Raw genomic sequence first — 18,025 nt, 5'->3', positions numbered from 1 at the left:
TTCAATGACACGTATGCAGCGCCCCGTCCATGTGGTCGGCGTGGGCATGATTCCCTTCACCAAGCCCGGCGCCAGCGACCCGTACACCGTGATGGGTGCGCGCGCCGCCAAGCTCGCGCTCGACGATGCCGGGGTCGACTATTCGCTGGTGCAGCAGGCCTACGTCGGCTACGTCTACGGCGACTCCACCGCCGGCCAGGCTGCCATCTACGGCGTCGGCCTCAGCGGCATTCCGGTCTTCAACCTCAACAACAACTGTTCCACGGGCTCCAGCGCGCTGTTCCTCGCGCGCCAGGCGGTCGAGAGCGGCATGGTCGAATGCGCGATTGCGCTCGGCTTCGAGCAGATGCAGCCCGGCGCCCTCAAGGGTGCCTACGACGACCGGCCCTCGCCGATGGCGCGCTTCGCCGACGTGATGGCCGAGAAGCAGGGCTTCATCCCCGAGGCGCCGCGCGCCGCGCAGTTCTTCGGCGGCGCCGGCCGCGACTACATCGCGCAACACGGCATCCGCCGCGACACCTTCGGCCGCATCTCGGTGAAGGCGCGCCAGCATGCCGCGCGCAACCCGCTTGCGGTGTTCCGCCAGACGCTGACCCTGGACGAGGTGATGGCCTCGCCGCTGGTGTTCGATCCGCTCACGCGCTTCCAGTGCTGCCCGCCCACCTGCGGCGCGGCCGCGGCCATCGTCTGCTCGGCCGAGTTCTCAGAAAAGCACGGCCTCGACATGCGCGTGGTGATTGCCGCGCAGGCCATGACCACCGACACGCCCTCCACCTTCGAGAGCAAGGACATGCGCAAGCTGGTGGGCTACGACATGACCGCCGCCGCGGCCCGACAGGTGTATGAAGATGCCGGCATCGGCCCGGAGGAACTGGACGTGGTGGAGCTGCACGACTGCTTCACCGCCAACGAACTCATCACCTATGAGGCACTGGGCCTCACGCCCGAGGGCACGGCCGAGCGCTTCATCGTCGAGGGCGACAACACCTATGGCGGGCGCGTGGTGACCAACCCCTCGGGCGGTCTCCTGTCCAAGGGCCATCCGCTCGGCGCCACCGGCCTCGCGCAATGCGCCGAACTGGTGTGGCAGCTTCGCGGCCGGGCCGAGCAGCGCCAGGTCGAAGGTGCACGCCTCGCGCTGCAGCACAACCTGGGCCTGGGCGGCGCCTGCGTCGTCACCCTGTACCAAGCCGTCTGAAATGATCGACCGCCGCCACATCGGCCACCAGCTCCCGCCGTTCCAGGTGGAGGTGGATAAAGGCCGCCTGCGCTTCTTCGCCAAAGCCACGGGCCAGACCGATCCCGTCTACATCGACGAGGCCGCGGCCCGCGATGCGGGGCACCCGGGCCTGCCGGTGCCGCCCACCTTCTTCTTCTGCCTGGAGATGGAGGCGCCGAACCCGGCCGCCATTCGCGAGCTGCTGGGCATGGACTACCGCAGCCTGCTGCACGGCGAGCAGGGCTTCAGCTACTACACCATGGCCTACGCCGGCGACACGCTGACCTTTCGCCAGCGCATCGAGGATATCTACGACAAGAAGAACGGCGCGCTCGAGTTCGTCGTGCGCAAGACCCGCGTCAGCAACCAGCAGGGCGAACTGGTGGCCGAGCTGCGCTGCGTGACCGTGGTGCGCAACCCATGACCGAAAGCCCTGCGATGACCCACGCCACCCTTCCCGACTGGAATGCGCTGCAGCCCGGCGACACCCTGCCCCCGCTGGAACTGCCGCCGATCAGCCGGCTCGACCTGGCGCTGTACTGCGGCGCCTCGGGCGACCACAACCCGATCCACGTCGACATCGACTTTGCCAAGTCCGCGGGCATGCCGGACGTGTTCGCGCACGGCATGCTGTCGGCGGCCTGGCTCGCGCGGCTGTTGACAAACTGGGTGCCGCAGCCCGCGATCCGCTCGCTCGACGTCCGCTTTGCCGCCCTCACCCATGTGGGCGAGCGCATCAGCTGCACCGGCACGGTCGCCGAGAAGTTCGAGCGCGAGGGCCGGCGCAGCGTGCGGCTCAAGGTCGCAAGCGCCAACGCGAACGGCGTTATCAAACTGAGCGGCGAGGCACTCGTCGCCTGGCTCTGACACATCCCCCGAGGAGACAACCCATGAACAGCAGCAACAACAGCAGAAAACTCGAAGGCAAGGTGGCCATCGTCTCCGGCTCCGGCCGCGGCATCGGGCGCGAGATCGCGCTCAAGCTCGCGAGCGACGGCGCGCGCGTCGTCATCAACGACCTGGACGCCGAGCCGGCCGCGCAGACCGTGAACGACATCGTGGCCGCGGGCGGCAATGCCATCGCCTGCGCCGGCAGCGTGACGGACAGCGGCTTTGCCGACCGTTTCGTGCGCACCGCCGTCGACAGCTACGGCGGCCTGGATATCATCGTCAACAACGCCGGCTACACGTGGGACAACGTGGTGCAGAAGATGAGCGACGAGCAGTGGGAAGCCATGCTCGCCGTGCACCTCACGGCGCCATTCCGCATCCTGCGCGCCGCGTCCAACTTCATCCGCGATGCCGCCAAGCGCGAAGCCGACGAAGGCCTTGAAGTGTTCCGCAAGGTGGTCAACATCTCGTCCACCTCCGGCGTGTACGGCAACGCGGGCCAGGCCAACTACGCGGCCGCCAAGGCCGGTATCAACGGCCTGACCAAGGCGATGGCCAAGGAATGGGGCCGCTACAAGGTCACGGTCAACAGCGTGGCCTTCGGCCTCATCAAGACCCGGCTGACCGAAGCCGATGCGAGCGCGGGCGCGAGCATCGACATCGAGGGCCGGCAGATCAGGGTCGGCGTCAACCCGCAGATCCTCAAGAACGCCGAAGCGATGATTCCGCTCGGGCGCGGCGGCACGCCGCAGGAAGCGGCGGGCGCGGTCTACCTGTTCTGCATTCCGGAATCGAACTACGTGAGCGGCCAGGTGCTGGTCTGCGGAGGCGGCCGGCCATGACCGCCGGGGCCGTTGCCACGCGGCCGTGGATGAACGAAGAACTCGAGATGCTGCGTGACAGCGCGCGCCGCTTCTTCGAACGCGAGTGCGTGCCCCATGAACCGCGCTGGCGCGCCCAGCACCACGCCGACCGCGACATCTGGACCCAGGCCGGCCGGGCCGGCCTGCTGTGCGCCAGCATCCCCGAGGAATACGGCGGCGGCGGCGGCAGCTTTTTGCACGAGGCGGTGATCTGCGAGGAGCAGATGCGCGCCATGGCGCAGAGCTTCAGCAACAACGTGCACAGTGGCATCGTCGCCCACTACCTGTTGGCCTATGGCACCGAGGCGCAGAAGCGCCGCTGGCTGCCGCGCATGGCCAGCGGCGAGCTGGTGGCCGCGATCGCGATGACCGAGCCCGGCGCCGGCACCGACCTGCAGCGCATCAAGACGCAGGCGCGACGCGACGGCGACCACTGGCGCATCAGCGGCAGCAAGACCTTCATCACCAACGGCATGCATGCCGGCCTGGTCTGCGTCGCGGCCAAGACCGATGCGACGGCCGGCGGCAAGGGCATCTCGCTGCTGATGGTGGAGACCGAAGGCACGGCAGGCTTTCGCCGCGGGCCGCTGCTCGACAAGATGGGGCAGAAGACGCTGGACACCACCGAGCTGTTCTTCGACGACGTGCGTGTGCCGGCCGACAACCTGCTGGGCGGCCAGGAGGGCTGCGGCTTCGCGCAACTGATGGCGCAGCTGCCGCGTGAGCGCATGCTGATCGCCGTGGGTGCAGTGGCGACCATGCAGCGCGCAATCAACGACACGCTCGCGTACGTGCGCGACCGACAGGTGTTCGGCCAGCCGCTCTTGAAGATGCAGAACACCCGCTTCAAGCTGGCCGAGTGCGAGACGCAGGCGCAGGTGGCGCGCGCCTTCGTGGACGACTGCATCGCCCGCCTGATGCGCGGTGAGCTCGACGTGCCGACGGCCGCCATGGCCAAGTGGTGGACCACCGACGCCTGCTGCCGCATCGTCGACGAGTGCCTGCAACTGCACGGTGGCTACGGCTTCATGAACGAGTACCCGATCGCGCGGCTGTATGCCGACGTGCGCGTCGGCCGCATCTATGGTGGCGCCAACGAGGTGATGAAAGAGATCATCGCGCGGGCCATGGAGAAGCAATGATGGTGAGCGCCGCACGGCCGCCCGAAGGCGCGAAGGCCCCCCTGGGGGGCACTGTTCCCGAACGTCCGCACTTCCGCTTCTGGCCCAAGGGCGTTGCACGCGAGCTGGTCGTGCCGCAGGCAACGCTGCCGGAGTACCTCGAAGTCGCGGCGCGGCGCTATCCGGACAAGGCCGCGATCGTCTATTGCGGCAGCGTCATCCGCTACGCCGAGCTCCAGCAGCGCGTGGCTGCGATGTCGGCCTGGCTGCGCGACACGCTCGGGCTGCAGCGCGGCGACCGCGTGCTGATTGCCAGCCAGAACTGCCCGCAGTTCGTGGTTGCCTGCTACGCGATCCTGCGTGCGGGCGGCGTCGTGGTGCCTGTGAATCCCATGAGCAAGGCCCAGGAGGTTCAGTACTACGCAGAGAACAGCGGCGCGCGCATCGCGTTCGTGGCGCAGGAGCTGCTGGAGTACTTCGAGCCCGGCCTGTTCGACCGCATCGTCGTGCACGCGTACAGCGAGGCCGTGGCGGATGCCTCCGACGAGATCCCGGACTGGGTGCTCGAGCCGCTGCGTCCGATCGCGCGGTCCGATTGCGCGGGCTGGGCCGGCGTGCCGGCCACCGGCGATGGTGCCGACCCGGGCGTGCGCCCCACGGACCTCGCCGTCCTGCCCTACACCTCGGGCACCACCGGCCACCCCAAGGGCTGCATGCACACCCACCAGACGGTGATCGCGTCCCTGGCCGCCTCGCACGTCTGGAAGGGCCTGCATTGCGAGACGGTGGTGCTGGCCGTCGCGCCGCTGTTCCACATGCTCGGCCTGCAGAACGGCATGAACATGCCGATCTTCCTGGGCGGCACCTCGGTGATGCTGCCGCGCTGGAATCCGGCGCTGGCCGCGCGGTTGATCGAGCGCCACCGCGTCACGGCGTGGACGGCCCCGCCGGCGATGATTCTGGACTTCTTCGCGAACCCCGAGGCGGCGCAGCGCGACATCTCCAGCCTGACGCTGCTCTCCGGCGGCGCCGCGGCCATGCCCGAAGCGGTGGCGACGATGATGCAGCAGCGTTACGGCATCACCTACAACGAAGGCTACGGCCTGACGGAGACCGCCTCCTTCCTGCAGGCCAACCCGCTTGCGCGCGGCAAGCGCCAATGCCTGGGCATTCCGGCGCAGGGCGTGGACACGCGCATCGTCGATCCGCTGACGCTGAAGGAACTCCCGCAGGGCGAGCTGGGCGAACTGGTCACCCACGCGCCGCAGAACACCGTCGGCTACTGGCGCAACCCGCAGGCCGACCGCGATGCCTTCCTCGAGCTGGAGGGCAAGCGCTTCTTCCGCACCGGCGACCTCGCCTACGTGGACGAGGAAGGCTACTTCTACATGCGCGACCGCCTCAAGCGGATGATCAACAGCTCGGGCTACAAGGTCTGGCCGGCCGAGGTGGAGAACATGATGTACGAGCACCCGGCGATCCACGAGGCCTGCATCATCGGCGTGCCCGATGCCAGGCAGGGCGAGGCGGTGAAAGCGATCGTCTCGCTCAAGCCCGCCTTCCGCAGCAAGGTGCAGGCGCAGGACATCGTCGATTGGGCACGCGAGCGCATGGCGGTCTACAAGGCGCCCCGTCTCGTGGAATTCGTGGACGCGCTGCCCAAGTCGGGCACCGGCAAGATCCTCTGGCGCGAGCTGCAGGAGCAGCATCGCACCGCTGCAGCAAAGGAGTCCGCATGAGCGACGCACCGGTTCGTTTCGAGCGCCTTGGCAGCACGGCCGTGGTGACCCTCGACAACCCCGCCACCCGCAACTCGTTCACCCCCGATCTGAAGGAGGGCCTGGCCGCCGCCATCGCGCAGGTCAAGGCCGACAGCGGTGTCCGTGCCGTGGTGATCACCGGCGCCAACGGCGCCTTCTGCGCGGGCGGTGACCTGCGCGGCATTGCCGCTTCCGGCACGCTTGAGAGCGACGGCCTGCGCGCGCGCATGCACGGCATGCACGCGATCTTGCGCGAGCTGCTGTCGCTGGACCGCCCCGTCATCGCCGCCGTGGACGGTGCGGCCTACGGTGCCGGCTTCAGCCTGGCGCTGGCGGCGGACTTCGTGCTGGTGACGCCGCGCGCCCGCTTCTGCATGGTCTTCATGCGGATCGGGCTCGTGCCGGACTGCGGCGCCACCTACACCCTGCCGCGCATCGTCGGTGCGCAGCGTGCGCGCGAGCTGTTCCTCTCGTCCCGCGAAGTGGATGCGCGCGAGGCACTGGCGCTCGGCATCGCGATGGAGCAGCACGAGCAGGCCGCGCTCTTGCCGCGGGCGCTCGCGTTGGCAGACAGCTTTGCCGGCGCCTCGCCGCTGGCCGTGAGCCTGGTCAAGCGCATCGCGCTCGACGCGGGCGCCATGGAAGCCGCCTTCGAGGCCGAGGCCAACGCCCAGGCGCTGTGCTTCCAGACCACGCCGCACCGCGAGGCGGTGCAGCGGTTCTTCGACAAACAGCCGTCGGCCTTCCAGTGGCCGGCGCGCACCGACAAGGAGTGAGAGCGAATGAGCAGTGAAACCCAAATGCTGGAAGGCAAGGTCGTCGTGGTCACCGGTGCCGGCGGCGGCATCGGCCGCGACATCGCGCTGGCGATGGCGCGCGAAGGGGCCAAGGTGGTGGTCAACGACATCGGCGCCTCGGTCGGCGGCGAAGGGCAGGACGCGGGCCCCGCGCAAGCCGTGGTCAACGAGATCAAGGCCTTCGGCGGCGAGGCGGTGGCCAACACCGACAGCGTGTCGGAGCAGGCCGCCGCGGCCCGCATCGTCGGCACGGCGGTGCAGGCCTTCGGCCGCGTCGACGTGGTCGTCAACAACGCCGGCATCCTGCGCGACCGCTTCTTCCACAAGATGAGCGCCGAAGAGTGGGATGCAGTCATCAAGGTACACCTGTACGGCGGCTTCTACGTGAGCCGCGCCGCCGCCACGCACTTCAAGGAGCAGGAGAGCGGTTGCTTCGTGCACATGACCTCCACCTCCGGGCTGGTCGGCAACCTGGGCCAGTCCAACTACAGCGCGGCCAAGCTCGGCATCGCGGCGCTGTCGAAGTCCATTGCGCTCGACATGCAGAAGTTCAACGTGCGCTCCAACTGCATCTCGCCCTTTGCATGGAGCCGCATGATCGGCTCCATCCCGACCGAGACGCCCGAAGAGCAGGCGCGCGTCGATCGGCTCAAGCAGATGACGCCCGCCAAGATCGCGCCGCTGGCCGTCTGCCTGGCCAGCGACGCTGCGAAGGACGTCAACGGCCAGATCTTCGCCGTGCGCAACAACGAGATCTTTCTCATGAGCCAGCCGCGGCCGGTGCGCTCGGTGCACCGCAGCGAAGGCTGGAGCCCGCAGACCGTGGCGAGCCATGCGTTGCCGGCGCTCAAGGCGAGCTTCTACGACCTGGACCGCTCAGCCGACGTGTTCAGCTGGGACCCGATTTGACCACCGCCATGTCGATGCAGACCACCAGCGACGGCGTCACCGGCGTGCAGGCCTTCCACCAGGGCGAACTGGATGCCGGCCGCCTTCTCGTGCAGCGCTGCGGCGAATGCAGCCGCCACGTGTACTACCCGCGCGAGACCTGCCCGCACTGCGGCAGCACGGCGCTGGAATGGACGGCGCCCAGCGGCCTCGGCAGCGTGCACGCCGTGACGACCGTGCGGCGCAAGCCCGCCGATGGCGGCGACCTCAACGTCAGCCTGGTCGATCTCGACGAAGGCGTGCGGCTCATGAGCCGCGTGGACAACCTTGCGCCCGAGGCGGTGCGCATCGGCCAGCGCGTCAAGGCGCGTGTGCAGGTGAAGGACGGCCGCGGTCTGGTGCTGTTCGATGCCATCGACGGAGCCGCTGCATGAGCACCGGCCTGAAAGCCCTGCGCGGCAGCGCTGCCATCGCCGGCGTTGCGACCTTCGGCTGCGGCGAAAAGCCCGGCTTCACCGACATGGAACTGCTGGCCCGTTCCGCCCATGCGGCGGTGGCCGATGCAGGCCTCACGATGCGCGACATCGACGGCCTCTGCACCGCGAGCGCTTCGGCCGCGATGTGGGCACTGCCGGTGGTCGAGTACCTCGGCCTCAACCCGCGCTACATCGACGGCACGATGCTGGGCGGCAGCAGCTTCATCGCGCACCTCTTGCCCGCGATGCATGCGATCCGCTCCGGCCAATGCAGCGCGGTGCTCATCTGCTACGGCAGTGCGCAGCGCAGCGCCGCCTTCGGCCGGCGCGAAATCGTGGCGGCGCGCCGCTTTCTCGACCCGCAGCCCTACGAGCATCCCTACGAGCCGATGCTGCCTGTGTCGGCCTACGCGCTGGCCGCATCGCGCCACATGCACGAGTTCGGCACCACGCGCGAGCAGCTTGCCGACGTCGCGGTGGCTGCACGCGCATGGGCCGGGCTCAACCCCGAGGCCTTCATGCGCGAGCCGCTCACACGCGAGGAGGTGCTGGGTGCGCGCATGGTGTCGGACCCGCTGAGCGTGCGCGACTGCTGCCTGGTCACCGACGGCGCCGGCGCCTGCGTGCTGGTGAGCGCCGAACGCGCCAGGGACCTGCCGAAGAAGCCGGTCTACGTGCTGGGCAACGCCACGGCGGTGTGGAACCGGCAGATCTCCTCGATGGCGGATCTCACCGTCACGGCGGCCAGCCAGTCGGGCCGCGAGGCCTTCGCCATGGCGGGGCTGGCACCGAAGGACATCGACGTCGTGCAGCTGTACGACGCCTTCACCATCAACACGCTGCTGTTCCTGGAAGACCTGGGCTTCTGCCCCAAGGGCGAAGCGGGCCGCTTCGTCGCCGATGGCGCCATTGCGCCCGGCGGCAAGCTGCCGGTCAACACCAACGGCGGCGGGCTGTCGTGCGTGCATCCCGGCATGTACGGCATCTTCGCGCTGATCGAGGCCGTGCGGCAGCTGCGCGGCGAATGCGGCGAGCGCCAGGTGAAGAACGCGCACATCGCCATTGCGCATGGCAACGGCGGCATGTTGTCCAGCCAGGCCAGCGCCATCCTCGGCACGGCCGAAACGCTTTGAGAAAGCATCAAGAAGAATGATCCGCGACCCACAAACCCTCGAAGCCCTGCTCGACGCCGTCAACCGCTTCGTGCGCGAGCGCCTGGTGCCGGCCGAGGCCCTCGTGGCCGAGACCGACGAGATCCCCGACGACATCGTGCGCGAGATGAAGGAACTTGGCCTCTTCGGCCTGACCGTGCCCGAGGAATACGGCGGCCTGGGCCTGACGATGGAAGAAGAGGTGATGGTGATGCTGGCCATGGGCCAGACCTCGCCGTGCTTCCGCTCGCTGTTCGGCACCACGGTGGGCATCGGCTCGCAGGGCATTCTCTTCGACGGCACCGAGGCGCAGAAGAAAAAGTACCTGCCGCTTCTCGCGACCGGCGAGCTCATCGCCTCGTTCGCGCTGACCGAGCCCGACACCGGTTCCGACGCGGCGTCGCTGCGCACCAGCGCGATCCGCGAAGGCGACCACTACATCGTCAACGGCACCAAGCGCTTCATCACCAACGCGCCGCATGCCGGCATCTTCACGCTGATGGCGCGCACCAATCCCGAGGACAAGGGCGCGGGCGGCGTCTCGGCCTTCATCGTGGAAGCGAACACGCCGGGCATCACCATCGGCCTCAAGGACCGCAAGATGGGCCAGCGCGGCGCCCACACCGCCGACGTCATCTTCGAGAACTGCAGGGTGCCTGCGAGCCAGCTGATCGGCGACCGCGAAGGCCAGGGCTTCAAGACCGCGATGAAGGTGCTCGAGAAGGGCCGCATCCACATCGCCGCCATCTGCGTCGGCGTGGCCGAGCGCATGCAGCGCGACGCGCTCCACTACGCGATCGAGCGCAAGCAGTTCGGCCAGCCCATTGCCGAATTCCAGCTGGTGCAGGCGATGCTGGCCGACAGCCAGGCCGAGATCTACGCCGCGCGCTGCATGGTGATCGACGCCGCGCGCCAGCGCGATGAGGGCCGCAACGTGGCCACCGAGGCCTCGTGCTGCAAGCTTTTCGCCTCCGAGATGTGCGGGCGCGTCGCGGACCGCGCGGTGCAGATCTTCGGCGGCGCCGGCTACGTCTCCGACTACGGCATCGAACGGTTCTACCGCGACGTGCGCCTGTTCCGGCTGTACGAGGGCACCACGCAGATCCAGCAGATCGTCATTGCACGCAACCTGGTGCGCGAAGCGATGCGCTGAGTTTTTCCGATCCACCCGAGGAGACAAGACCATGAAGACATCGAAGATGCGACTCTGCCTTGCGGCCGGCCTGGCCGCGCTGCTGGCCGTGCCGGCCCTGGCGCAAACAGCCTATCCGGCACAGCCGCTCAAGCTGATCGTGCCCTACCCCGCCGGCGGTGCCACCGATGCGCTAGCGCGCACCATCGGGCAGAAACTGCAGGAAGCCTGGGGGCAGCCGGCGATGGTGGAGAACCGGCCCGGCGCCGGCGGCACCATCGGCAACAGCTTCGTCGCGAAGGCGCCGCCCGACGGCCACACGGTGCTCATTGCCATCACCGCGCTGATCCAGCAGCCATCGCTCATGGAGAAGCTTCCCTACGATCCTCTGAAGGATCTCGCGCCCGTCACCATGATCGCGCGCAGCCCGAGCATGCTGGCCGTGCCACTGGACTCGCCCGCCAAAGACCTGAAGAGCTTCATCGCGATGGTGAAGCAGAGCCCCGGCAAGTACAACTTCGGCAGCTACGGCGCCGGCACCTCGTCGCACATCCAGGGCGCGCTGCTGAACATGCAGGCCGGCATCGACCTGGTTCACGTGCCCTTCCAGGGCGCCGCACCGCTGGTGACCAACCTCGTGGGCGGCCAGCTCGCCTCGGCCTTCATCGACAGTGCGAGTGCCCGGCCGCACCTCAAGTCCATGCGCCCGCTGGCTGTGACCGGCACGCAGCGCATGCCGGGCCTGCCCGACGTGCCGACCTTTGCCGAGCTGGGCTACCACTCGTTCGATCCGTACGGCTGGTTCGGCGTGTTCCTCCCCGCCGGCACACCGGCGCCCGTGGTGCAGAAGCTCTCGGACGAGATCAACCGCATCGTGCACCTGCCCGAAGTCAGCGCCAAGATCGAAGCGCTGGGCCTGCAGGTGGCCGGCGGCAAGCCGGAAGAGTTCCAGAAGCTGGTGCGCGCGGATGCCGCCATCTACGCCAAGATCATCAAGGACGCCAACATCCGCGTGGCGCAGTGAGCGCGAACTGTTGCGGCGCATCGGCGCGCGGGGTACCTCGTTCGCCGCATCGCTGCACTTGATCCCGGCGGGTTTTGGGTGTTTCATTTCACTCCCACGCACCACCTCGCGAGGATCACATGGAAGCCCAGCCACAACCCACACAGCAGCAGCACTTCGTCGTGAGCCACCTGAAGGAGTCCGACTTCAAGACCGGGGGCCTGCGCAACTACTCGGCCTACCGCGATCTCGGCGTGGCCGAGGCCACCCACGGATTGGCGCATGCCCACGTGATCCGCATGATCGCCCCCTATCGCCCCGAACTGAGCGTGCGGCACCACCACGACCTGCAGTTCCAGATGGTCTACTGCCTGAAGGGCTGGTTCGAGACCGAGTTCGAGGGCGTCGGGCGCCAGCGCCTGGTCGCAGGTTCGAGCTGGGTGCAGCCACCCGGCATACGGCACACCGTCGTGGGCTGGTCGGACGACTGCGAGCTGCTCGAGATCCTCGTGCCCGCCGAGCACGAGACGGTCAACGATGAGTGAAGACCGCGGCCGCCGCGGCGGCTAAGCCGGCGCCGTGCCCTTGACGGCCCAGGCCAGCGCTGCGTACGAGCGAACGCCATCGGCTTCGCCGTCGAGATAGGCTGCCTGGACGGCCTCGCGCAGCCGCGAACGCGCCTGCGCATCCAGGGTGGCAACGTACTCCGCGCCGGGGCCGTCCTTGCCTTCGTAGGGGCCCCAATAGTCCGCGAACGAGGCGAACTCCATCCGGATGGCGAGCGTCGTTTCTTCCACGCCCTTGAACCCGGCCTCGCGCCATGCCTTGGCCAGTTCGCCGGGCCGCGTCAGGGGCCGCGTGTAGTTGCGGGCGCGGCGCGCGCCGGCCTCCGGGTCGAGCATGGCAGCGGTGTCGAAGAACATGCGGTTGGAGATCCAGCCGCCGCGCGCGTCCCACACCGCTGCACCGACCACGGCGCCGGGCTTCGCGACGCGCCGCATCTCGGCAATCGCCTTGCCCGGCTCCGGAACGAAGTGCAGCACCAGCAGCGAGAGCACGCGGTCGAAGCTTTGCGCCGGGTACGGCAGCGCGCAGGCGTCGGCCACCTCGAAGGCGATGCGCGCATCCTCGTTGTGGCGCCTGGCATGTTCGATGTAGGGCTGCGCGAGGTCCACGCCCCGCACTTCGCCCGCGCCCGTGCGGCGGGCCACGGCAAAGGCCAGATGGCCCGTGCCGCATCCGACGTCGAGGATGCGGTCTCCGTCCGCGGTGCCCACGAAGTCGAGAAAAGGCAGCGCGAGAAGGCGGCTCCAGCGGCCCATCAACCGTTCATAGCCATCGCCGTCGGCGGCGACGAAGGTCGAAGACGTGGTGCTCATGGCAATCCCTCCGCGCGGCCGGGCGCATGGAGACCGCGCAGGCGAGATGCTATGCCTCGGCCGGCCGCGGCGTCAACGCCGACGCGCCTGTCGGTTTTTCCGTTCAGCTTGAATGCGACTTGGCTCGGGGTATGCTTCGAGACGCGGAGGGTTTAGATGCTTTCCATCGTCATTGCGCTCATAGCGACGGTCATCCTGCTCGTCTGGATGGGGTTTTTCATGATGGGCTCGCTGCCACTGCTGGTGCTCAAGCACGACACCCCGCTGGACTCGCGCTTTATCCGGGGCCTGTTCAACGTCTATTACGTTGCCGTGGTACTGACGGCGAGCGCTGCAGCACTCAGCTTTGCCTGGTCCGGCAAGCCTGCATTCGCCTTTGGCATGGCCTTCATCGCAACCTTGGCGTACGCGCTGCGCCGATGGATCATCATCCCGCGCATGGACGTCTTGCGTCACTCGATTCCGGCCATTGACGCCTCGATCTCCCAGTTCCGCCGGCTTCACATCGCCGGGATGATGCTCAACGTGGCACAGCTGGGTACTGTGGCCTGGGCCTTAACGCAATTAGCCCTGTAACTCGCCCGGCCAAAGGCCGACCTTCACCGTGTCGGAAGGCAAAAGGACACTCGCGATGACCATCATCATCACCGCCTTTGAACGGTCGCCCGACGGCGGCAAGGGTCTGGCGCGCGACACGCGCGTGCGCTGGGCGCTGGAGGAAGCCGGCCTGCCCTACGAGGTGCACCTGGTGTCCTTCCGCGCGATGAAGGAGGCCGCGCATCTGGCGCTCAATCCCTTCGGCCAGATCCCCACCTACGAGGAAGGCGCCCTCGCGCTGTTCGAGACCGGCTCCATCGTGCTTCACATCGCCGAGCGCCACCCGGGCCTGTTCCCCGCCGATGCCAACGCAAGGGCGCGCGCCATCACGTGGATGTTCGCGGCGCTCAATACGGTCGAGCCGCCCATCCTCGAACTCGTCACTGCCAAGCTGGCGGAAGGCGACAGGCCTTGGAAGGCCGAGCGCCTGCCTCTCGTCGAGGACCGGGTGCGCGCCCGACTGAACCAGCTGGCCGCCCGCTTGGGCGATGGTGATTGGCTGGACGGCGGCTTCAGCGCGGGCGACCTGCTGATGGTGTCGGTGCTGCTGCGGCTGAGACCGTCCGGCTTGCTGAACGAGTTTCCCAGCCTGGCCGGCTATGTCGCTCGCGGCGAAGCGCGGCCGGCCTACCAACGGGCGTTCGCTGCGCAACTGGCGATCAACGCCGCCCCTTTACCGGCGGGCTGACCTGGAAGGCAGACTGCGGCCAGGAGCGGCCATCCGCAACACCAACCCAGAAGCCTGAGGTTCCGCATCCGAACGGGCCCTCACCCATGACGGCTCACGCGAAAATCGACACGGGTAAACTCCGCGGCTTTTCGTTTCTGTAGAGGAGCGATCCGCGATGGCTGTCTTGGACACCGGGCCTTACTTCCACGGCACGCGGGCGGACCTCCAGGTGGGCGACCTGCTCACCGCGGGCTTCCGCTCAAACTACGACGGCCGCGTCGTCATGAACCACATCTACTTCACCGCCTGGCCAAAGGGCGCCGGGCTGGCCGCCGAAATGGCGAAGGGCGATGGCCGTGGCCGCGTCTACATCGTCGAGCCCACGGGCGCCTTCGAGGACGACCCTAACGTCACCGATAAGAAGTTTCCGGGCAATCCCACACGCTCGTACCGCAGCCGGGAGCCGCTGCGGATCGTCGGCGAACTGGAGACCTGGGAACTCTTTGATGCGGAGTACATCCGGCAGCTCAGGGAGCGCGTACGCGTAGGCATGGGAGAGATCATTAACTGATACCGCCTGCCATGCCGCTGGGTAGCGATCGGAAATGGACTGGGTTGTTGACCGCCTTGGGCGCCGCGGCGCCGCAGCTGTGCGGCAGAATTCGGCCAGTGCCGGTCCTTCGCGGCTGCGCCAGAAACCGACCAGAAGAACTCGAATGCTATCCCCGGAGAGGCTGATTGACCTGGTCGTCAAACTGGCAAGGCAGGACCTCGGCATGTTAAGGAACAGCAGGTCGCTCTCGGCCTCGTAGCAGCAAGGCGCTGCAACAGCACTGGCCGACATGCCGAGCGACCGTGCCTATCGATCGCGCCCTCTTCAGAAGGCGCTCTTGACGATGCCGCCGTCGACGCGAAGGGCCGCACCCGTGGTCGCCGACGCGAGCGGACTTGCCACGTAGGCCACGAGCGAGGCAACCTCCTGCGGCGAAGCGAAACGCTTGATCAGCGAGGTCGGGCGAACGTGGTCGAAGAACTCTGCCTCGACCTGCTCGAAGCTCTTGTCGCTCGAGCGCGCCATGCCTTCCACGAAGTCGCCGACGCCGCGCGATTTCGTTGGGCCCGGAAGTACGCTGTTCACCGTGATGTTGGTACCGGCGACCGATTCCGCCAGCCCGCGTGACACGGCGAGTTGCGCGGTCTTTGTCATGCCGTAGTGAATCATCTCGGTCGGGATCTGCACCGCGCTTTCACTGGAGATGAAGATGATCCGGCCCCAGTTCGTGCGCTTCATCTCCGGCAGCACCAGGCGTGCGAGGCGAACGCCGCTCAGCACGTTGACGTCGAAGAAGCGCTGCCAGTCTTCATCGGGAATATCTTCGAAAGCCTTGGCCTCGAAGATGCCCAGGTTGTTCACGAGGATGCCGATGCCGGTGTGGCGACGCACGGCTTCCTCGGCAGCGTCGGCCCGGCTGAGGTCCCCGGCATAACCGAGCACCGTGCCTTGCGTTTCCGAGCGGATGCGGTCCACCGCCTCGTCGACCGCCGCCTGCGATCTGCCGTTCACGATCACGCTTGCGCCCTCCTGGGCCAACGTGCGCGCAATTGCGAAGCCGATGCCGGCGGTGCTCCCGCTCACCAGGGCGAGCTTTCCATCGAGTTGCAGGTCCATCTTGGTTCTCCTGGGTTGGTTGACGTTCATGTTCGTTGAGTTCTGCTGTTCGTGCCGCCCGCGGAATGGTGAGGTCCCCCTCGCGCCCATGTCGCGCACATGCCGCGTCAGCTTTTCCGCTAGCCCAGGAACTTGACCAACGCCGGAATGACCTGCTCTGGCGCCTCTTCCATCAACCAATGCCCGGAGCCTTTGACGATGACGCCCTGCACGTTGGTCGCAACCATCTTTCCCTGCTCGATCAGAAAGGTACCGCCGGCCTTTTCACCGGAGAGCACCAGCATCGGCATGGGCAGCGGCGTTTTGCCCAGTTCGGCGAACTCCGCCGCATCCTGCTCGAAAGCCTTGAAATATTCAAACCCTGCACGCATGCCGCCGGGTTGCGCGTAGGCCCTGGCGTAGAACTGGCGGTCGGCTTCGGGCACCGAGTGCTTGGGGTCGGCCGCAAAGTCGTTCCAGAAGTGCTCGAAATAGATGCGCTCGCGTCCTTTCACGAGCGCCAGCGGCGTCGCACCGTGGAAATGGAAATGCCACAGGTCGCGCAGGAGCCAGACGTTTTGCCATGCGCCGATGCCAGGCAGGAATGCGTCCATGAGCGCCACCTTGTCGGTCTCCGAAGGAAACTGCGCGGCATATGCGTAGGCCACCATCAGGCCGATGTCGTGGCCGACGATGCTGACGCTGCGAATGCCGAGCGAGCGCACAAGCTCGTGGATGTCGACAGCCATGTTCTTCTTTCCATAGCCTTTCTCGGGCTTCGAGGAATCGCCGGCCCCCCGAAGATCGGGCACGACCACGGTGTGCGTCTTGGCCAAAAGCGGCATCAGGGGGTTCCACATGTGCCCGGTCTCGGCGTAGCCGTGCAGCAGCACGACGGTCGGCCCGCTGCCGCCGATGCGGTAGTGGATGCGGGTGCCGTTCACCTCCGCGCTGCCCGAGCGGAAGCCCGGCACCGCGTCGGCGGCGGGTGCCGCGTGCGCGGCGCGGCCCATGGTCAGCGCGGCGCCGACGGCGACTGCGCCGCCAAGCAGGGCACGGCGGGTGGGAGTACAGGGGGCGGCGGGGGTGAAATCGATCTCGGTCATGTTGAACTTCCTTTCTTTTGGTTTCTGGGCGAGGTGAATTTATGATTCAGCTTCACTTCCAGAAAGAGCCCAAAAGTGGTTTACTCATTCAGCTTTTATGAATGATTGAAAGTGAGCCCATGGACCGATTGCGTGCGTACGAGGTGTTTGTCACCGTGGTGGCGCGGGGCAGTTTCACGAAGGCGGCTGACGCGCTGGACACCTCGCCAGCCAACGTAACGCGCTACGTCAACGAGCTCGAAGCCCACCTGCGCACGCGGCTCATGAACCGCACATCGCGCCGCCTGTCGCTCACCGAAGGCGGCGAAGCGCTCTTCGACCGGGCGAAATCGATCCTCGAAGAAGTGGCGGAGACCGAGGCTCTGGCGACCACCGCGTCATTGCAGCCACGGGGGCGCCTGCGCATCAACGCGCCGCTGAGCTTCGGCAGTCTCGTGCTGGCGCCGTTGTGGCCGAAGTTCATGGCGAAGTATCCCGACGTCGAGCTCGACATCGCGCTCATCGACCGCGTCGTCGACATCGTCGAAGAGGGCTACGACCTGGCCATCCGCATCTCGCGCACCACGTCGGGCAACCATATCGCGCGCCGCCTGGGCCGCTCGCAGAACCTGGTCTGTGCCTCGCCCGACTACCTTGCGGCCCATGGCATGCCCGAGATACCGACGGACCTTTCGCGGCATCCGTGCCTGGGCTACACGTACGGTGCGACCTCCGACGAATGGCAGTTTGCCGGCCCCGGCGGAACACTGGAATCCGTGCGCGTGCGCTGGGCCTTGCGCGCCAACAATGGCGAAACCGCCCGCGCCGCAGCGCTCGCTGGTGCCGGCGTCATCTGGCAGCCGAGCTTCGTGATTGGCGAGGACGTGCGGGCCGGTCGATTGGTCGAGGTCATGCCTGGTTATCACATGCCGCCCGTCGACATCTTGGCAATCTATGCAAGCCGTCGACATCTCAGCGCGAAAGTGCGGGTGATGGTCGACTTTCTGGTCGATGCGTTTCAAGACGCGCCACTGGTGGAAGGCGGGGTGGCAGCGGTGGGCAAGTGAGTCTCCGCCGATCTTGTGCCAGGAGCTGGCGCACTTGCGTTCGCTCCATAGGCCGCAACCTTCGTTCCACTCTCCGCTGAATACCAGAACAAGCCGGCCCAGCACCTTGCGGGTGTCTGCTTCGGAGAAGTCGCCACCTCCGCTCCGGGCCCTTTGTGCCTTCGCTTGTGCGGCTACAGTCGGCCAGGACCGGACGTTCGCCTGTGCTGCAGAATCCGGCTAAGAGCGGACCTACGATGACCCCTCCACTAACGTTTGAAGACGCAGTCGCCAAGGCC

At 67.3% G+C, this 18,025-nt stretch carries 20 protein-coding genes; 17 read left to right on the top strand and 3 right to left on the bottom strand.

The annotated features are described in order from the left end of the window. The first annotated feature begins 13 nt into the window (after positions 1-13). From ACAM55_RS28770 to ACAM55_RS28710, 13 genes are all read left to right on the top strand, one after another. Entirely contained in the window at positions 14-1,198 is a 1,185-nt protein-coding gene (locus tag ACAM55_RS28770; protein WP_369657494.1) for a lipid-transfer protein, read from the top strand. Position 1,199: 1 nt separating this feature from the next. Beyond that, a complete protein-coding gene (locus tag ACAM55_RS28765) occupies positions 1,200-1,643 on the top strand; it encodes a MaoC family dehydratase N-terminal domain-containing protein (RefSeq protein WP_369656668.1) in 444 nt (147 codons plus the stop codon). After that, positions 1,640-2,086, top strand: a complete 447-nt coding sequence (locus ACAM55_RS28760; protein WP_369656667.1) for a MaoC family dehydratase — start codon at positions 1,640-1,642, stop codon at positions 2,084-2,086. The genes ACAM55_RS28765 and ACAM55_RS28760 overlap by 4 nt, the downstream gene beginning before the upstream one ends. Before the next feature lie 23 nt (positions 2,087-2,109). Next, positions 2,110-2,952: an SDR family NAD(P)-dependent oxidoreductase gene (locus ACAM55_RS28755; RefSeq protein ID WP_369656666.1), complete on the top strand. Its 843-nt coding sequence runs from the start codon at positions 2,110-2,112 to the stop codon at positions 2,950-2,952. Continuing rightward, the gene (locus ACAM55_RS28750) at positions 2,949-4,115 is read left to right on the top strand and encodes an acyl-CoA dehydrogenase family protein (protein ID WP_369656665.1); all 1,167 of its coding nucleotides are present in this window, start codon (positions 2,949-2,951) and stop codon (positions 4,113-4,115) included. Before ACAM55_RS28755 ends, ACAM55_RS28750 begins: the two co-directional genes overlap by 4 nt. After that, entirely contained in the window at positions 4,115-5,833 is a 1,719-nt protein-coding gene (locus ACAM55_RS28745) for a long-chain-fatty-acid--CoA ligase (protein WP_369657493.1), read from the top strand. Before ACAM55_RS28750 ends, ACAM55_RS28745 begins: the two co-directional genes overlap by 1 nt. Then, on the top strand, positions 5,830-6,630 hold the full coding sequence (locus ACAM55_RS28740; protein ID WP_369656664.1) for an enoyl-CoA hydratase/isomerase family protein: 801 nt from the start codon (positions 5,830-5,832) through the stop codon (positions 6,628-6,630). Before ACAM55_RS28745 ends, ACAM55_RS28740 begins: the two co-directional genes overlap by 4 nt. Before the next feature lie 24 nt (positions 6,631-6,654). Then, positions 6,655-7,560, top strand: a complete 906-nt coding sequence (locus ACAM55_RS28735) for an SDR family NAD(P)-dependent oxidoreductase (protein WP_369657492.1) — start codon at positions 6,655-6,657, stop codon at positions 7,558-7,560. A 14-nt stretch (positions 7,561-7,574) separates the two neighbouring features. Next, the gene (locus ACAM55_RS28730) at positions 7,575-7,973 is read left to right on the top strand and encodes a Zn-ribbon domain-containing OB-fold protein (RefSeq protein ID WP_369657491.1); all 399 of its coding nucleotides are present in this window, start codon (positions 7,575-7,577) and stop codon (positions 7,971-7,973) included. After that, positions 7,970-9,148: a thiolase gene (locus ACAM55_RS28725; protein WP_369656663.1), complete on the top strand. Its 1,179-nt coding sequence runs from the start codon at positions 7,970-7,972 to the stop codon at positions 9,146-9,148. Before ACAM55_RS28730 ends, ACAM55_RS28725 begins: the two co-directional genes overlap by 4 nt. Before the next feature lie 16 nt (positions 9,149-9,164). After that, the gene (locus ACAM55_RS28720; RefSeq protein WP_369656662.1) at positions 9,165-10,319 is read left to right on the top strand and encodes an acyl-CoA dehydrogenase family protein; all 1,155 of its coding nucleotides are present in this window, start codon (positions 9,165-9,167) and stop codon (positions 10,317-10,319) included. A 31-nt stretch (positions 10,320-10,350) separates the two neighbouring features. Then, on the top strand, positions 10,351-11,322 hold the full coding sequence (locus ACAM55_RS28715) for a Bug family tripartite tricarboxylate transporter substrate binding protein (RefSeq protein ID WP_369656661.1): 972 nt from the start codon (positions 10,351-10,353) through the stop codon (positions 11,320-11,322). A gap of 119 nt (positions 11,323-11,441) precedes the next feature. Next, complete coding sequence (locus ACAM55_RS28710) at positions 11,442-11,846, top strand: cupin domain-containing protein (RefSeq protein WP_369656660.1); 405 nt, start codon at positions 11,442-11,444, stop codon at positions 11,844-11,846. A 21-nt stretch (positions 11,847-11,867) separates the two neighbouring features. On the opposite strand, the gene ACAM55_RS28705 is transcribed toward ACAM55_RS28710, so the two are convergent. Beyond that, the gene (locus ACAM55_RS28705; RefSeq protein ID WP_369656659.1) at positions 11,868-12,680 is read right to left on the bottom strand and encodes a class I SAM-dependent methyltransferase; all 813 of its coding nucleotides are present in this window, start codon (positions 12,678-12,680) and stop codon (positions 11,868-11,870) included. Between the two features lie 156 nt (positions 12,681-12,836). Here ACAM55_RS28705 and ACAM55_RS28700 point away from each other — a divergent pair, with 156 nt between their 5' ends. From ACAM55_RS28700 to arr, 3 genes are all read left to right on the top strand, one after another. Next, positions 12,837-13,256 carry a hypothetical protein gene (locus ACAM55_RS28700; RefSeq protein ID WP_369656658.1) on the top strand — a complete coding sequence of 140 codons (420 nt, stop codon included), beginning with the start codon at positions 12,837-12,839 and terminating at the stop codon, positions 13,254-13,256. A 55-nt stretch (positions 13,257-13,311) separates the two neighbouring features. Further along, on the top strand, positions 13,312-13,965 hold the full coding sequence (locus tag ACAM55_RS28695) for a glutathione S-transferase family protein (RefSeq protein ID WP_369656657.1): 654 nt from the start codon (positions 13,312-13,314) through the stop codon (positions 13,963-13,965). A 157-nt stretch (positions 13,966-14,122) separates the two neighbouring features. Next, entirely contained in the window at positions 14,123-14,518 is a 396-nt protein-coding gene (gene arr / locus ACAM55_RS28690) for an NAD(+)--rifampin ADP-ribosyltransferase (protein WP_369656656.1), read from the top strand. Positions 14,519-14,824: 306 nt separating this feature from the next. On the opposite strand, the gene ACAM55_RS28685 is transcribed toward arr, so the two are convergent. Both ACAM55_RS28685 and ACAM55_RS28680 read right to left on the bottom strand, forming a co-directional pair. Further along, entirely contained in the window at positions 14,825-15,616 is a 792-nt protein-coding gene (locus ACAM55_RS28685) for an SDR family NAD(P)-dependent oxidoreductase (RefSeq protein ID WP_369656655.1), read from the bottom strand. Between the two features lie 119 nt (positions 15,617-15,735). Continuing rightward, on the bottom strand, positions 15,736-16,701 hold the full coding sequence (locus ACAM55_RS28680; RefSeq protein ID WP_369656654.1) for an alpha/beta fold hydrolase: 966 nt from the start codon (positions 16,699-16,701) through the stop codon (positions 15,736-15,738). A 119-nt stretch (positions 16,702-16,820) separates the two neighbouring features. Here ACAM55_RS28680 and ACAM55_RS28675 point away from each other — a divergent pair, with 119 nt between their 5' ends. After that, positions 16,821-17,747 carry a LysR substrate-binding domain-containing protein gene (locus ACAM55_RS28675; RefSeq protein ID WP_369656653.1) on the top strand — a complete coding sequence of 309 codons (927 nt, stop codon included), beginning with the start codon at positions 16,821-16,823 and terminating at the stop codon, positions 17,745-17,747. The last annotated feature ends 278 nt before the right edge of the window (positions 17,748-18,025 follow it).

It is taken from the genome of Variovorax sp. V213 (assembly GCF_041154455.1).
GTDB lineage: Bacteria > Pseudomonadota > Gammaproteobacteria > Burkholderiales > Burkholderiaceae_C > Variovorax.
Note: the sequence above shows the minus strand (reverse complement) of the source record. Positions and strands in the feature narration are given on the sequence as shown.

Excerpts from the sequence above, each read along its gene's own strand:
- ACAM55_RS28770 (WP_369657494.1), top strand. The coding sequence starts at position 14 with ATGCAGCGCCCCGTCCATGTGGTCGGCGTGGGCATGATTCCCTTCACC.
- ACAM55_RS28765 (WP_369656668.1), top strand. The coding sequence starts at position 1,200 with ATGATCGACCGCCGCCACATCGGCCACCAGCTCCCGCCGTTCCAGGTG.
- ACAM55_RS28760 (WP_369656667.1), top strand. The coding sequence starts at position 1,640 with ATGACCGAAAGCCCTGCGATGACCCACGCCACCCTTCCCGACTGGAAT.
- ACAM55_RS28755 (WP_369656666.1), top strand. The coding sequence starts at position 2,110 with ATGAACAGCAGCAACAACAGCAGAAAACTCGAAGGCAAGGTGGCCATC.
- ACAM55_RS28750 (WP_369656665.1), top strand. The coding sequence starts at position 2,949 with ATGACCGCCGGGGCCGTTGCCACGCGGCCGTGGATGAACGAAGAACTC.
- ACAM55_RS28745 (WP_369657493.1), top strand. The coding sequence starts at position 4,115 with ATGGTGAGCGCCGCACGGCCGCCCGAAGGCGCGAAGGCCCCCCTGGGG.
- ACAM55_RS28740 (WP_369656664.1), top strand. The coding sequence starts at position 5,830 with ATGAGCGACGCACCGGTTCGTTTCGAGCGCCTTGGCAGCACGGCCGTG.
- ACAM55_RS28735 (WP_369657492.1), top strand. The coding sequence starts at position 6,655 with ATGCTGGAAGGCAAGGTCGTCGTGGTCACCGGTGCCGGCGGCGGCATC.
- ACAM55_RS28730 (WP_369657491.1), top strand. The coding sequence starts at position 7,575 with ATGCAGACCACCAGCGACGGCGTCACCGGCGTGCAGGCCTTCCACCAG.
- ACAM55_RS28725 (WP_369656663.1), top strand. The coding sequence starts at position 7,970 with ATGAGCACCGGCCTGAAAGCCCTGCGCGGCAGCGCTGCCATCGCCGGC.
- ACAM55_RS28720 (WP_369656662.1), top strand. The coding sequence starts at position 9,165 with ATGATCCGCGACCCACAAACCCTCGAAGCCCTGCTCGACGCCGTCAAC.
- ACAM55_RS28715 (WP_369656661.1), top strand. The coding sequence starts at position 10,351 with ATGAAGACATCGAAGATGCGACTCTGCCTTGCGGCCGGCCTGGCCGCG.
- ACAM55_RS28710 (WP_369656660.1), top strand. The coding sequence starts at position 11,442 with ATGGAAGCCCAGCCACAACCCACACAGCAGCAGCACTTCGTCGTGAGC.
- ACAM55_RS28705 (WP_369656659.1), bottom strand. The coding sequence starts at position 12,680 with ATGAGCACCACGTCTTCGACCTTCGTCGCCGCCGACGGCGATGGCTAT.
- ACAM55_RS28700 (WP_369656658.1), top strand. The coding sequence starts at position 12,837 with ATGCTTTCCATCGTCATTGCGCTCATAGCGACGGTCATCCTGCTCGTC.
- ACAM55_RS28695 (WP_369656657.1), top strand. The coding sequence starts at position 13,312 with ATGACCATCATCATCACCGCCTTTGAACGGTCGCCCGACGGCGGCAAG.
- arr (WP_369656656.1), top strand. The coding sequence starts at position 14,123 with ATGGCTGTCTTGGACACCGGGCCTTACTTCCACGGCACGCGGGCGGAC.
- ACAM55_RS28685 (WP_369656655.1), bottom strand. The coding sequence starts at position 15,616 with ATGGACCTGCAACTCGATGGAAAGCTCGCCCTGGTGAGCGGGAGCACC.
- ACAM55_RS28680 (WP_369656654.1), bottom strand. The coding sequence starts at position 16,701 with ATGACCGAGATCGATTTCACCCCCGCCGCCCCCTGTACTCCCACCCGC.
- ACAM55_RS28675 (WP_369656653.1), top strand. The coding sequence starts at position 16,821 with ATGGACCGATTGCGTGCGTACGAGGTGTTTGTCACCGTGGTGGCGCGG.